The 13,691-nt window shown below is 59.3% G+C and carries 13 protein-coding genes; 6 read left to right on the forward strand and 7 right to left on the reverse strand.

All coding sequences use genetic code 11. From position 1 onward, the window contains the following. A partial coding sequence (gene glnE / locus MHZ97_RS18735; RefSeq protein ID WP_239323813.1) for a bifunctional [glutamate--ammonia ligase]-adenylyl-L-tyrosine phosphorylase/[glutamate--ammonia-ligase] adenylyltransferase occupies positions 1-1,073 on the reverse strand: 1,073 nt, incomplete at its 3' end. Positions 1,074-1,098: 25 nt separating this feature from the next. Continuing rightward, positions 1,099-2,409: an inorganic triphosphatase gene (locus MHZ97_RS18740; RefSeq protein WP_239315434.1), complete on the reverse strand. Its 1,311-nt coding sequence runs from the start codon at positions 2,407-2,409 to the stop codon at positions 1,099-1,101. Between the two features lie 207 nt (positions 2,410-2,616). Here MHZ97_RS18740 and MHZ97_RS18745 point away from each other — a divergent pair, with 207 nt between their 5' ends. Both MHZ97_RS18745 and MHZ97_RS18750 read left to right on the forward strand, forming a co-directional pair. After that, the gene (locus MHZ97_RS18745) at positions 2,617-3,237 is read left to right on the forward strand and encodes a TIGR04211 family SH3 domain-containing protein (protein WP_103794633.1); all 621 of its coding nucleotides are present in this window, start codon (positions 2,617-2,619) and stop codon (positions 3,235-3,237) included. Between the two features lie 167 nt (positions 3,238-3,404). Next, the gene (locus MHZ97_RS18750) at positions 3,405-4,637 is read left to right on the forward strand and encodes a multifunctional CCA addition/repair protein (protein ID WP_103794632.1); all 1,233 of its coding nucleotides are present in this window, start codon (positions 3,405-3,407) and stop codon (positions 4,635-4,637) included. 18 nt (positions 4,638-4,655) lie between these two features. Here the strand turns inward: MHZ97_RS18750 and bacA are convergent, their stop codons facing one another. Both bacA and folB read right to left on the reverse strand, forming a co-directional pair. Next, on the reverse strand, positions 4,656-5,474 hold the full coding sequence (gene bacA / locus MHZ97_RS18755) for an undecaprenyl-diphosphate phosphatase (protein ID WP_103794631.1): 819 nt from the start codon (positions 5,472-5,474) through the stop codon (positions 4,656-4,658). 194 nt (positions 5,475-5,668) lie between these two features. Next, the gene (gene folB / locus MHZ97_RS18760; RefSeq protein WP_033752500.1) at positions 5,669-6,028 is read right to left on the reverse strand and encodes a bifunctional dihydroneopterin aldolase/7,8-dihydroneopterin epimerase; all 360 of its coding nucleotides are present in this window, start codon (positions 6,026-6,028) and stop codon (positions 5,669-5,671) included. A 108-nt stretch (positions 6,029-6,136) separates the two neighbouring features. On the opposite strand from folB, the gene plsY reads away from it, so the two are divergent. Further along, complete coding sequence (plsY, locus tag MHZ97_RS18765; protein ID WP_103794630.1) at positions 6,137-6,748, forward strand: glycerol-3-phosphate 1-O-acyltransferase PlsY; 612 nt, start codon at positions 6,137-6,139, stop codon at positions 6,746-6,748. 138 nt (positions 6,749-6,886) lie between these two features. On the opposite strand, the gene tsaD is transcribed toward plsY, so the two are convergent. Beyond that, complete coding sequence (gene tsaD, locus MHZ97_RS18770) at positions 6,887-7,909, reverse strand: tRNA (adenosine(37)-N6)-threonylcarbamoyltransferase complex transferase subunit TsaD (protein WP_103794629.1); 1,023 nt, start codon at positions 7,907-7,909, stop codon at positions 6,887-6,889. Between the two features lie 281 nt (positions 7,910-8,190). Between tsaD and rpsU the strand changes: the two genes are divergently transcribed. The 3 genes from rpsU (at position 8,191) to rpoD (ending at position 12,511) form a co-directional block, all read left to right on the forward strand. After that, complete coding sequence (gene rpsU / locus MHZ97_RS18775; RefSeq protein ID WP_001144069.1) at positions 8,191-8,406, forward strand: 30S ribosomal protein S21; 216 nt, start codon at positions 8,191-8,193, stop codon at positions 8,404-8,406. A gap of 118 nt (positions 8,407-8,524) precedes the next feature. Next, the gene (gene dnaG, locus MHZ97_RS18780) at positions 8,525-10,270 is read left to right on the forward strand and encodes a DNA primase (RefSeq protein WP_103794628.1); all 1,746 of its coding nucleotides are present in this window, start codon (positions 8,525-8,527) and stop codon (positions 10,268-10,270) included. A gap of 396 nt (positions 10,271-10,666) precedes the next feature. Beyond that, positions 10,667-12,511, forward strand: coding sequence for an RNA polymerase sigma factor RpoD (rpoD, locus tag MHZ97_RS18785; protein WP_033752514.1), 1,845 nt, complete (start codon positions 10,667-10,669; stop codon positions 12,509-12,511). A 66-nt stretch (positions 12,512-12,577) separates the two neighbouring features. Here the strand turns inward: rpoD and mug are convergent, their stop codons facing one another. Both mug and MHZ97_RS18795 read right to left on the reverse strand, forming a co-directional pair. Further along, the gene (mug, locus tag MHZ97_RS18790) at positions 12,578-13,096 is read right to left on the reverse strand and encodes a G/U mismatch-specific DNA glycosylase (protein WP_239315433.1); all 519 of its coding nucleotides are present in this window, start codon (positions 13,094-13,096) and stop codon (positions 12,578-12,580) included. Beyond that, a complete protein-coding gene (locus tag MHZ97_RS18795) occupies positions 13,093-13,683 on the reverse strand; it encodes a TetR/AcrR family transcriptional regulator (protein WP_239315432.1) in 591 nt (196 codons plus the stop codon). Before MHZ97_RS18795 ends, mug begins: the two co-directional genes overlap by 4 nt. Between the last annotated feature and the right edge of the window lie 8 nt (positions 13,684-13,691).

Below are 13,691 nucleotides of genomic sequence, written 5' to 3' on the forward strand. Positions count from 1 at the left end.
CCCAGCTCGCCGATAGCGGATAGCGTCGGCAGCAGGGAGCGCTGCTGTAGCGAGCGCTCACGTCCGCCGCGTATCAGCTGAAAGACCTGCACGATAAATTCGGTTTCGCGAATGCCGCCCGCGCCCAGCTTGATATTGTTGGTCAGCCCGCGCCGCCGCACTTCGCGGGTGATCATGCTTTTCATATTGCGCAGCGACTGAATCACGCTGAAGTCGATATAGCGCCGATAGATAAAGGGGCGCAGCATCTGCTGCAGCTCCTGGCTCCAGCGATCCTGGTCGTCGCCCATCAGGCGCGCCTTGACCATCGCATAGCGCTCCCAGTCGCGGCCCTGCTCCTGATAGTAATCCTCCAGCGCGGCGAAGCTCAGCACCAGCGGGCCGCTGTCGCCGAAAGGACGCAGCCGCATATCGACGCGGTAGACGAAGCCGTCCATGGTGGGCTGATCCAGAACCTTGATTAGCCGCTGCCCCATGCGCGTAAAGAACTGCGCGTTATCCAGCTCGCGTCGGCCGCCGCGCGTCGCGCCGTTTTCCGGCCAGGCGAAGATCAGATCGATATCGGAAGAGAAGTTGAGTTCACCGCCGCCCAGCTTGCCCATGCCGAGGATCAGCATCGGCTGCGGCTCGCCCGCGCTGTTGCAGGGCGTGCCGAAGTCCTGGCAGCACGCCTGGTATACCCAGTCGCGCGCGCGGCCGATCAGCGCCTCCGCCAGCACGCTGAGCTGCTGCAGGCTCTGTTCAGTGCTGGCCTCCCCCAGACACTGCATCCAGGCGATACGCACCAGCATGCGGCGTCGGAACAGCCGCAGCGCACGCATTAGCGCCGCCTCGCTGTCCACCGTGGCGATATCGTCATCCAGCCAGCGGGCGTAGTGCTGCCACTCCTCCGGCTGCGGTGGCTGCTGCTGGATCGCCTGCCACCAGTCGGGATGACGTTGCAGGTTCTCGACGATGAAATCACTGAACGCCAGCGCGGCACGCTGCGCGTCGGTTAGGGCATCGGCGGCGACGCCAAGGCGCTCGGCCGCGCTGACCGCCTGCGCCTGTAACTCAGCGGGTAACTCTAACAACGTCTTCTCTCCCTGATGGGTCAGATCATCGTGGCGTACTGCTGTTCAGCCAGAAAGGCGGCTGGCGAATCGCCTGGCTCGCCAGCGATTTCAGCCAGTGCTCCTGGTTTTGCGCAATGGATTGTTGCAGCTGCTGCCAGGGCGCCAGCCAGACGGAAACGGCTTCTACCGGGTAGGCACCCGCCAGCAGATGCACCGCCAGCAGCTGACGCGACAGGCGCGTCGCCTTGTCGTGATATTCATTAAGCAGCTGTACGTCGCTGAAGGTCTCTTTAAGATCGGCGTTGATGCGGCTCAGCATGATGTCGCTGAAGCGCTTAAAGGAGCCGTCGAGCTTCGCCTGGCTTTTTGCATCGATCCAGCGCCGCCACTGCGACTCCACCAGCCAGTGAGTAAGCGCTAACTGGGTCTCTACGGAGAGCGCCGAGAAGCTCAGCGCCTGCGCATCTTTAACCGGCTCGGCGAGGATCTCTTCCAGCGTGGTGAGCTTCTGGCGCAGCTCGCTGCTCGCCTTGCGCGGCACCAGGGCGCCGAACAGCGAGAAGGCCTGACGCAGCGCTTCCAGCGCTTCGACAACGCTGCGCTGCGCCTCGGCGTTGCCGCGTAGCCACACCTCTTCATGATATTGCCAGTGGCTGAGGGCGCTCGACATCGCGGCCACCATCCCCTCTTCCACCGTCGCTTTCGGCGCGGCTTTCAGCAGCGGGAACGGACGCAGAAGACGCGGCGGATTGCCCTGCGCCAGATGATAGCCGCGCGCCGCTTTGCTCAGGCTGCCGAGACGCAGGCCGCCGATGGCGATCAGCTCGCGGGCGAAGGTCATCATGTCGCCGCGCTGGCCGCTTTTCAGCTCCAGCTCCACCTCAACCAGATCTTCGCTCAGCGTCTCCGTGGCGACCGAGCCGCGATCGAAGGCCACTTCCACTTCGCTTTCGCCTGCCTGAACCAGCCAGGTCTCGCGCTGAAAATGGGTGCTGAACAGGGGTTGCAGACGCTGCTGCAGCGCGGCGACGTCGGTGCCCTGCGGCCAGACGTCGGCAGGCAGCCGCGCGATATCCAGCTTCGCTTCAGGCAGGTCGATATTATATTCCGCGCGCTGATGCAGGCCGCCGAGCGTTTTCCCGGCGGTCTTCAGCGTCATTTCATACTGGCCGTCAACGCCGCGAATGCGCAGGCCCATATCCCAGCGACGCAGCTGGTTGTCATCTGTCTCAAAATAGATGTTGCTTAACGCGCGCGCGGCCTGGTGCTGGTGCGGAAAACCGGCGAGAGTCTGCGCCAGCTTGCTGGCGGCGTCAGGCGTGGCAATGAACTTTAGTTCGATTTCGATGGTCATAATTTTTTATTCAATACGCTGCTGGCACTTACGAGGATTATCTGGCGAAGAGTAATGCACAGAAGGCGGGCTGTCTCTGCTTTCTTTGCGCTTTCGCTACCCTTTTCGCAGGGAAATGAGACCAGGATAGTTCTCATTCAGATTTATGCGAGGCGGTTCCAGACTGTGCCGGTAAATTTACAGACCCCCAAGCTAAAACGACATCGAATGAAAAAAATTGTAATCGCAGGCCTTACCTTGCTGGCTATCAGCACGCTCGCACCAGCCCATGCAGATGAAAAGCGCTACATCTCCGACGAATTATCCACCTGGGTTCGCAGCGGACCGGGCGATCAATATCGCCTGCTCGGCAAGCTGAACGCGGGGGAAGAAGTGCAGCTGGTGCAGACCAACAGTGACACCAACTACGGCCAGATCCGCGATTCAGAAGGCCGCACCGTCTGGATCCCGCTGTCGCAGCTCAGCGCCGAGCCGAGCCTGCGCACCCGCGTGCCGCAGCTGGAGCAGCAGGTCAAAGATCTGACCGCGAAGCTGGGCAATATCGACAACAGCTGGAACCAGCGCACCGCCGAGATGCAGAACAAAGTCGCCAACAGCGACAGCGTTATCAACGGGCTGAAAGAAGAGAACCAGAAGCTGAAAAACGAGCTGATCGTGGCGCAGAAAAAGGTTAACGCGGCCAACGTTCAGCTGGACGACAAGCAGCGCACCATCATCATGCAGTGGTTTATGTATGGCGGCGGCGTGCTGGGCGTCGGCCTGCTGCTGGGTCTGGTGCTGCCGCATATGGTGCCGCGCCGTAAGAAAAAAGATCGCTGGATGAACTAGGTTTTTTCCGCGTTTTACCTTCCGCACGCCGAGGGCATCCTTTGATGCCCTTTTCGCCATGCCTGCAATCTGGCCATTGTGTGCAACAATAGAGCAACAAGCGCGCTGAATCTTTAGCGGCGGATCTGCCCTCCGGCGCGCCTTTTTATTATCTCTGGAGTTGTTGAGTGAAGACGTATTTAGTAGGCGGCGCCGTTCGCGATGCGCTGTTAAAACTGCCGGTTAAAGACCGGGACTGGGTTGTGGTCGGCGCGACGCCGGAGGCGATGCTGGCGCAGGGCTTTCAGCAGGTTGGTCGCGATTTTCCGGTCTTTCTGCATCCGCAAAGCCGTGAAGAGTACGCGCTGGCGCGTACCGAACGGAAAAGCGGCAACGGCTATACCGGCTTTGTCACCTGGTCCGCGCCCGACGTGACGCTGGAGCAGGATCTGCAGCGCCGCGATCTGACCATTAACGCCATCGCGCAGAGGGAAGATGGCGAGCTGATCGATCCCTTTCACGGCGAGCGCGATCTGCAGGCGCGTCTGCTGCGCCACGTCTCCGACGCCTTTAACGAGGATCCGCTGCGCGTGCTGCGCGTGGCGCGTTTCGCCGCGCGTTTTGCGCACCTTAACTTCCGCATCGCCGATGAGACCCAGGCGCTGATGCGCCAGATGGCGGCCAGCGGCGAGCTGAGCCACCTTACCGCCGAGCGCGTCTGGAAAGAGACAGAGAAGGCGCTGACCTCGCGCAATCCCCAGGTCTATTTCCAGACGCTGCGCGACTGCGGCGCGCTTGAGGTGCTGTTCCCGGAGCTTGACAGGCTGTTCGGCATTCCCGCGCCGGCAAAGTGGCACCCGGAGATCGACACCGGCGTCCATACCCTGATGACGCTCACGCTGGCGGCATCGCTGTCGGACGAGGTCGATGTGCGTTTCGCCACCCTGTTCCACGACGTCGGTAAAGCGCTGACGCCGCCGGAGAAGTGGCCAAGCCATCACGGCCACGGCGCGGCGGGCGTGCCGCTGGTGGAGGCGCTCTGCCAGCGCCTGCGCGTGCCGAACGCCATTCGCGATCTGGCGCTGATCGTCACGGAATTTCACGATGTGGTGCATACCATCGAACGTCAGTCGGCGGACGCTTTAGTGGCGCTGTTCGATCGCATCGACGCCTGGCGCAAGCCCCATCGGGTTGAGCAAATCGCGCTGACCAGCGAAGCGGACGCGCGCGGCCGCGCTGGCCTTGAGAGCATGGCCTATCCGCAGGGCGACTATCTGCGTCAGGCGTTCGCGCTGGCGCAGGCGGTGCCGACCAAAGCGGTTATCGAGGCGGGTTTCAAAGGTGCAGAGGTGCGAGAGGAGCTGACGCGACGCCGTATCGCCGCCGTGGCGCAGGGCATTGCCGAGATGCGGCCAGCCTGATAGCTGGCCGCGCAGAGGTTACATAAAGATAGCGTAGACCGCTGCCGCAACGATAAAGCGGTAGATAGCGAAAGAGACAAACGAGATACGTTTGATCAGCTCAAGGAAGGCCTTGATCGCAATCAGCGCCACCACGAAGGCGGTAACAAAGCCGACGGCGAACATCGGCAAATCGTTCATCGTCAGGAAGCCGATGCTTTTATAGAGATCGAGGCCGGTGGCGCCCATCATCATCGGCACGGCGAGGATAAAAGAGAACTCCGACGCCGCGTAGCGGCTGACGCCCATCAGCATACCGCCAGAGATCGTGGCGCCTGAGCGAGAGAAGCCCGGCCAGAGCGCGAGGCACTGGAAGCAGCCGATCATAAAGGCCTGGCGATAGGTAATATCGTCAATGCCGACCGCTTTTGGCTGTTTCGGCTTCAGGTATTCCGCCACCAGCAGCAGCACGCCGCCGACCACCAGCGCGTACATCACGTTGATCGGGTTAAACAGCGTTTTGATCTGGTCATGCAGCACCAGCCCAATCACCACCGCCGGGACCATACCCAGCAGAATATGGATCAGCGTCAGGTGGCCACGACCAACGCCCTCATGCCTGACCTGGCCGAAGTGAATGCCGATTAATCCAAACAGACGACGCCAGAACATCACCACCACGGCAAGTATGGACCCGAGCTGGATCACCACCTCAAAGGTTTCCGCCTTATCGCCTTCGAAACCCAGCAGGTGGCCGACAATAATCATGTGCCCCGTGGAGGAGACAGGCAGGAATTCAGTTAGCCCCTCCACGATGCCCAGGATTGCAGCTACCCAAAGCTGATGAATATCTGCCATCAAATTTTCCTTATATCCGTTTTAAACCCATTAAAAAGGCGGTCGCGAGTCTGCTTCCGCCTGAAATTTTGCCATCGCCTGCCTGAGGGAAACCTTAAGGCTTTCGGCGGCCTTCACGTTTCACTCCGCAAGGGCGCCAGTTATGACAGACAATAATTTGGTTTGGTTTCATTGTGATGGCAATCACAAGCTAATCATTTAGGAATAGTCCCGCGCTCAATGCGCACGCCCACCTGGTTTGCCTGCGCCACCGCGCCCGGTTTGGCGACTTTGATACGCACCCCTGGCGTGCTGAAACGGGTCATCAGCAGGTCCGCGATTTCCTCCGCTACCCGCTCCACCAGCGCAAAGCGCGTGCCGCTCAGGTGGGTGAGGATCGCCTCAGAGACGTCGGCGTAGCTCAGACAGTCATTAACATCGTCGCTGCGCGCCGCCAGCCGATTGTCCCACGCCATTTCGACATCGAGCACCAGCTTCTGCTGAATGCCCTGTTCCCAGTCGTAAACGCCAATGGTGGTGTACACCGTGAGTTGCTCGATAAAAACGATATCCATGATGACAGTCTCTGTTTTTGGCTAAGCCGGATACCACTTCCGGCATATAATGCGTATTATCCACGGTTAACGAAGACAAAACGACCCTAAAGGAAACGGTACGGTAATATGAGTGCTATCGCGCCTGGTATGATTTTTTTCGCGTATCTTTGCGGTTCGATTTCGAGCGCCATTCTGGTCTGCAAAATCGCCGGACTGCCCGATCCGCGGACGCAGGGGTCAGGCAATCCTGGCGCGACCAACGTGTTGCGCATCGGCGGTAAAGCCGCTGCGGCCTGCGTTTTGATTTTCGATATTCTTAAAGGCATGGTGCCGGTCTGGCTGGCCTATCTGCTGCATCTCGCCCCGCTTTATCTTGGCCTGACCGCCATCGCCGCCTGTCTCGGCCATATCTATCCGGTCTTTTTTCGCTTTCGCGGCGGCAAAGGGGTCGCTACCGCCCTCGGTGCCATCGCACCCATTGGCTGGGATCTAACCGGGCTGATGACCGGCACCTGGCTGCTGACGGTGCTGCTGAGCGGCTATTCGTCGCTGGGTGCCATCGTCAGCGCGCTGATTGCGCCCTTCTACGTCTGGTGGTTTAAGCCGCAGTTCACCTTTCCGGTGTCGATGCTGTCATGCCTGATTCTGCTACGTCATCACGACAATATTCAGCGGCTGTGGCGCGGTCAGGAGAGTAAAATCTGGAAGCGCAGGAAAGCGCGCGAAGAGAAGGAATAAAGCCGGCTCGGTCTGAACGGCCAGCGGCAGACGCGGGTGAGACGGCCCGATTGCACAGAGGGCACACCTGCCAGCCTGGCCCGCCCCACCCGCTTGCGAGCATTAGCTGCTGCCCGCAAGGAAAATCGCATTTTTACCTTAATGACTTTCGATAGCCGGCAGTTCCGCCAGCGGCCAGCGCGGCCGTACGCTGACGCCCAGCCCGCCGCGCGTGCCGCCCTTCAGCCGCACCATGCCTGCATAGGCGATCATTGCGCCGTTGTCGGTGCAGAACTCAGGACGAGCATAGAAGACCTCGCCGCCGCGCGCCTGCATCATCTGCGCCATACGCTCGCGCAGCGTCCGGTTGGCGCTGACGCCGCCCGCGATCACCAGCCGCTTAAATCCGCTCTGCTCCAGCGCGCGTTTACACTTGATCATCAGGGTATCGACCACCGCGTCCTCGAAGGCGCGGGCGATATCGGCGCGGGTTTGCGCGTCGTCCGCATTCTCGCGAATGGTATTCGCGGCGAAGGTCTTCAGGCCGGAAAAGCTAAAGTCGAGGCCGGGGCGATCGGTCATCGGACGCGGGAAGGTAAACCGTCCTGCCACGCCCTGCTGCGCCATTTTCGACAGCATCGGGCCGCCGGGATAGTCCAGCCCAAGCAGCTTGGCGGTTTTGTCGAAGGCTTCGCCTGCGGCGTCGTCGATCGACTCGCCCAGCAGCGCATATTCGCCGATGCCGGTGACGCTAATCAGCTGGGTATGGCCGCCCGACACCAGCAGCGCCACAAACGGGAACTGCGGCGGATTCTCTTCCAGCATCGGCGCCAGCAGATGGCCTTCCATATGATGTACCGGAACCGCGGGCACTTTCCACGCAAAGGCGAGCGACCGGCCGATGGTGGCGCCGACCAGCAGCGCGCCGACCAGGCCAGGCCCCGCCGTATAGGCGACGGCGTCGATCTGCTGCGGCTGCAGGTTTGCCTGTTTCAGCGCCGCCTGAATCAGCGGCACGGTTTTGCGCACGTGATCGCGCGACGCCAGTTCCGGCACCACGCCGCCGTAATCGGCGTGCAGTTTCACCTGGCTGTAAAGCTGATTGGCGAGCAGGCCCGCTTCGTCATCATAGATTGCGATGCCGGTTTCATCGCAGGATGTTTCAATACCCAGAATTCGCATAGCGCTTACCTCTTACTTGCGGCGCGCAGTGTAGCATAGCAACGCCTGCGTTCGTCGACGCTTTCGCTGTAAAAAGTGATTCCGTGGCGCGCAAAGAGTGCGCTATACTCCGCACCCTTGAAAAAAACCGGCAGCCGCATCGGCAAACGCTCCTGTTGGTTCTTAATTGTCCATGGTGCTTTACAAACCGACTCGTGTTGGAGTAAAATGCTGCACCATTTTGAAATGTGCTGACGCCGCAGTCAGCAGCAAAAACCGAATTTTATCGAGGTGAGAGTTACATGCCGGTAATTAAAGTACGTGAAAACGAGCCATTCGACGTAGCACTGCGTCGCTTCAAGCGTTCCTGCGAGAAAGCAGGCGTTCTGGCTGAAGTTCGTCGTCGTGAGTTCTATGAAAAACCGACCACAGAACGTAAGCGCGCTAAAGCGTCTGCAGTTAAGCGTCACGCCAAGAAACTGGCTCGCGAAAACGCACGCCGCACTCGTCTGTACTAAGTTCTTCCGGAGGTTCGCCTCCACCGCGTGTTAAACGCAGACAGAGTCAAGTAAGAGGCCGTGCTTTCCGAAAGGAAGCGCGGCTTGTTGCCGTTTATGAGCTGAAAAACTGGGGCTTATGGCTGGAAGAATCCCGCGCGTCTTTATCAATGATCTGCTTGCCCGCACGGATATCGTGGATCTTATCGATGCCCGCGTTAAGCTGAAAAAGCAGGGTAAGAACTTCCACGCGTGTTGTCCCTTCCACAATGAAAAAACCCCCTCTTTCACCGTAAACGGCGAGAAGCAGTTTTATCACTGTTTCGGCTGTGGCGCGCACGGCAACGCCATCGACTTTTTGATGAATTACGATCGGCTGGAATTTGTCGAGAGTATCGAAGAGCTGGCGACGCAGCATGGTCTGGAAGTGCCCTACGAAGCGGGCAGCGGCCCGAGCCAGATAGAGCGCCACCAGCGCCAGAGCCTCTATCAGCTGATGGAGAGCCTTAACGGTTTTTATCAGCAGAGCCTGACGCACGCCAGTGCGCGATCGGCGCGTGACTATCTCAGCAACCGCGGCTTAAGTGCTGAAGTGATTGAGCATTTCGCCATCGGCTTCGCGCCGCCGGGCTGGGATAACGTCTTAAAGCGCTTCGGCGGCAATAAAGACGATCGCGAGTCCCTGATGGAGGCCGGCATGCTGGTTTCCAACGATAAGGGCCGCACCTATGACCGCTTTCGCGAGCGCGTCATGTTTCCAATTCGCGATAAGCGCGGACGCGTAATTGGCTTTGGCGGCCGCGTGCTGGGCAACGAGACGCCCAAGTACCTGAACTCGCCGGAAACGCCGATTTTCCATAAGGGCCGTCAGCTTTATGGCCTCTATGAAGCGCAGAAGAATCATCCGCAGCCTGCCCGCCTGCTAGTGGTGGAAGGCTATATGGACGTGGTGGCGCTGGCGCAGTTCGGCATCGATTACGCCGTGGCGTCGCTGGGTACCTCCACGACGGCAGAGCATATTCAGCTGCTGTTCCGCAGCACCGATACCGTGATCTGCTGCTACGACGGCGACCGCGCGGGTCGGGAAGCCGCCTGGCGCGCGCTGGAAACCGCATTGCCTTACATGAATGACGGACGTCAGCTACGCTTTATGTTTTTGCCCGACGGCGAAGATCCCGACACGCTGGTGCGTAAAGAGGGAAAAGAGGCGTTTGAAGCGCGTATGGAGCAGGCGATGCCGCTCTCCTCTTTCCTGTTCGACTCGCTGCTGCCGCAGGTCGATCTGAGCACGCGCGACGGTAAAGCGCGCCTGAGCACGCTGGCGCTGCCGCTGATTAGCCAGATCCCCGGCGAGACGCTGCGCATCTATATGCGTCAGGAACTGGGTAATAAACTCGGCATTCTTGACGATAACCAGTTAGAGAAGCTGATGCCGAAGCAGGCACCCAGCGGTGCGGCACCGACGGCGCCGCCGTTAAAGCGCACCACGATGCGCGTGCTGGTGGCGCTGCTGGTGCAAAACCCACAGCTGGCGACGCTGGTGCCCACGCTTGAGGGGCTGTCGCAGGTAAAAATGGCGGGCTTACCGCTGTTTGCTGAATTAGTCAGCCGTTGCACTGAGAATCCTGGATTGACTACCGGACAGCTACTAGAGTTATATCGCGGGACAAATTTTAGTCAGACGCTTGAAACCTTAGCCACGTGGAACCACATGATAGTGGATGAGGAAGTTGAAGCGGTGTTTCATGATTCGCTGGCGAGTATTTACGACGCCGCGCTTGAACAGCGTCTGGAGGAGCTGATCGCTCGCGATCGCACCCAGGGTTTAAGCGCGGAAGAGCGCCGTGAATTCTGGACCTTAAGCCAGGCACTGGCGAAAAAGTAAAATTTTAACTGGGTCAGAATGTTGCGCGTAGTCAAAGGCGCATCTCTGACCCATTCGTTTCTGGGGCAATGCGCCGCAAGCCGAGGCTCAGCGACGCGATAAGCCAGCCCGGAGACGCAACGAGTCTGGCATGACACAGCGCGCCGTTAGCAACACTGGGGCGATAAAGCCAGCCAGTTCAGAGCGCATTGCCAGCAGGGCCGTCGAGAGAGCCCTGTACGCACAGTAAGAGGCGTAGCCTCGAACAGAATACAAAGCGGCTTAAGTGCCGATATATGAGGGGCAAAAGCCCTGGCCGCGACGAAGGCAGCGGCAATAATACAACGCCTTCACTGTTATAGTTGGCTCGCTGCCGACCGACACCAATCTAATTAACAGAAGTGTGGATACCGTCTTATGGAGCAAAACCCGCAGTCACAGCTTAAGCTGCTTGTCACCCGTGGTAAGGAGCAAGGCTATCTGACCTATGCTGAGGTCAATGACCATCTGCCGGAAGATATCGTCGACTCCGATCAGATCGAAGACATCATCCAGATGATTAACGATATGGGTATTCAGGTGGTGGAAGAAGCCCCTGACGCCGACGATCTGATGCTGAACGAAAACAGCGCCGATACTGACGAAGATGCCGCGGAAGCCGCCGCTCAGGTGTTATCCAGCGTAGAATCTGAAATTGGCCGCACCACCGACCCGGTGCGCATGTATATGCGCGAAATGGGTACCGTTGAGCTGCTGACGCGTGAAGGCGAAATCGACATCGCCAAGCGCATCGAAGACGGTATCAACCAGGTACAGTGTTCGGTTGCGGAATATCCGGAAGCCATTACCTATCTGCTGGAGCAGTACGACAAAGTCGAAGCGGGCGAATCTCGCCTCTCCGACCTGATCACCGGCTTTGTGGATCCAAACGCTGAAGAAGATCTGGCGCCTACCGCCACCCACGTCGGCTCTGAGCTGTCTCAGGAAGACCGCGACGACGACGAAGATGAAGACGAAGAGAGCGAAGACGACAGCTCCGATGACGATAACTCTATCGATCCGGAACTGGCGCGCGAGAAATTCGTCGAGCTGCGCACGCAGTATGAAACGACCCGCCTTGTTATCAAGAGCAAAGGTCGCAGCCATGCTGACGCAGTCAAAGAGATTCAAAACCTTTCTGACGTCTTTAAGCAGTTCCGCCTGGTGCCGAAGCAGTTCGACTACCTGGTGAACAACATGCGCGAGATGATGGAGCGCGTGCGTACGCAAGAGCGCATCATCATGAAGCTGTGCGTTGAACTATGCAAAATGCCGAAGAAAAACTTCATCACGCTGTTTACCGGCAACGAGACCAGCGAGAGCTGGTTCAAAGCCGCGCTGGCCATGAATAAACCCTGGTCAGAGAAGCTGAAAGAAGTGGAAGAAGATGTGATGCGCTGCCTGCAGAAGCTGCATCAGATCGAAGAAGAGACCGGCCTGACCATCGAGCAGGTTAAAGATATCAACCGTCGCATGTCTATCGGCGAAGCCAAAGCGCGTCGTGCGAAGAAAGAGATGGTGGAAGCGAACCTGCGTCTGGTGATTTCAATCGCGAAAAAATATACCAACCGCGGTCTGCAGTTCCTCGACCTGATTCAGGAAGGCAACATCGGCCTGATGAAGGCGGTTGATAAGTTTGAATACCGTCGCGGCTACAAGTTCTCGACCTATGCGACATGGTGGATCCGTCAGGCGATCACCCGCTCTATCGCCGACCAGGCGCGTACCATCCGTATTCCGGTGCATATGATTGAGACCATTAACAAGCTCAACCGTATTTCGCGCCAGATGCTGCAGGAGATGGGCCGCGAGCCGACGCCGGAAGAGCTGGCCGAGCGCATGCTGATGCCGGAAGACAAGATCCGCAAGGTGTTGAAAATCGCTAAAGAGCCTATCTCTATGGAGACGCCGATTGGCGACGACGAAGATTCGCATCTGGGCGACTTTATCGAAGACACCACGCTGGAGCTGCCGCTCGACTCTGCGACCTCCGAGAGCCTGCGTTCCGCTACCCATGACGTGCTGGCGGGCCTGACCGCACGCGAAGCCAAAGTGCTGCGCATGCGTTTCGGTATCGATATGAACACCGACCATACGCTGGAAGAGGTGGGCAAACAGTTCGACGTTACGCGTGAGCGTATTCGTCAGATTGAGGCGAAAGCGCTGCGCAAGCTGCGCCATCCGAGCCGCTCGGAAGTGCTGCGTAGCTTCCTGGACGACTGATTGCATTAGCGTTAAAAAAACCCCGGCCTGCCGGGGTTTTTTATTGCCTCTTTTCTGCCTCGCGTTCTATTCCACATCCTGCTGCAGCGCATCATAGAGCTGTCGGTAGGCCGCGACGATCTCGTCAAGAGAGGCGCGGTTAAGGCCGCTGGGATTGGGCAGCACCCAGACCTGGGTTTTGCCCATAAAAATGCCTTGTAAGCCCCACTCCACCTTGCGCTGATTAAAGGCGCGCTTAAAGGCGTCTTTGCCGAGGATCGCCAGCATGCGCGGCTGGTAGTTAAGCACCTTATCGGTCAGGCGCGCGCCGCCGTCGCGCAGCTCCTCAGCCGCCAGCTGGTTCGCCTGCACGGTGGGACGCTCTACCAGCATGGTAATGCCGCAGCCGGTCTCCAGCAGCCGCTGCTCCTCTTCAGGTTTGAGCTGCTCTCGGGTAAAACCCGCCAGATGCAGCACCTTCCAGAAGCGGTTGCCGGGGTGGGCGAAGTGATAGCCGGTGTGCGCAGTCGAGTGGCCGGGATTAATGCCGCAGAACAGCACCTTCAGGCCGGGCGCAATAATGTCGCTGATGTTGTGCTCGCTCATGCCGCCTGCTCCAGTCCGGTGCGGCGCTTCAGCGCCTGCCTGCTGCGCGCCAGCATGGTCGCGGAGAGCGCCTTATCGGGACAGGCGCGCGCCAGCGCCAGCGCGCCGACCATTTCAGCCAGCAGGCTGCTGGCGAGCGCCTCGGCGTCGCGCTGTCCCAGCTCAGCGAGCAGTTCGCCTAACCGCTGCAGCATCGAGGTCACGCCCTGGGTAAAAATAGCTTGCGCCTCTTCTGGCAGATGACCGACCTCGCTGACCAGCGCGGGCACCGGGCAGCCCTCGGCGCGGCAGTCGCGATGCGCTTCTGACAGGTAATAGTCAATCAGGGCGCCCAGCCGCGTGGCCGGATCGGTGCCCTGCCACAGCGACGCCATGCGCTGCGCTGAGTCGGTAAACATTTCGGCGATAACCGCCTGCACCAGCGCCTCGCGGGAGTCAAAGTGCGCATAGAAGCCGCCGTGCGTCAGCCCGACGCGCTTCATCAGCGCCGCCACGCCGATGCTTTCCGTGCCGCATTCGCGCATCACCCGCGCCGCCTCATCAAGGATACGCTGTCGCGTGCGCGCCTTGTGGCTCTGTTTATCCATCGCTTTTT

It is taken from the genome of Pantoea sp. ACRSC, from assembly GCF_022346785.1.
GTDB classification, from domain to species: domain Bacteria; phylum Pseudomonadota; class Gammaproteobacteria; order Enterobacterales; family Enterobacteriaceae; genus Pantoea; species Pantoea alvi.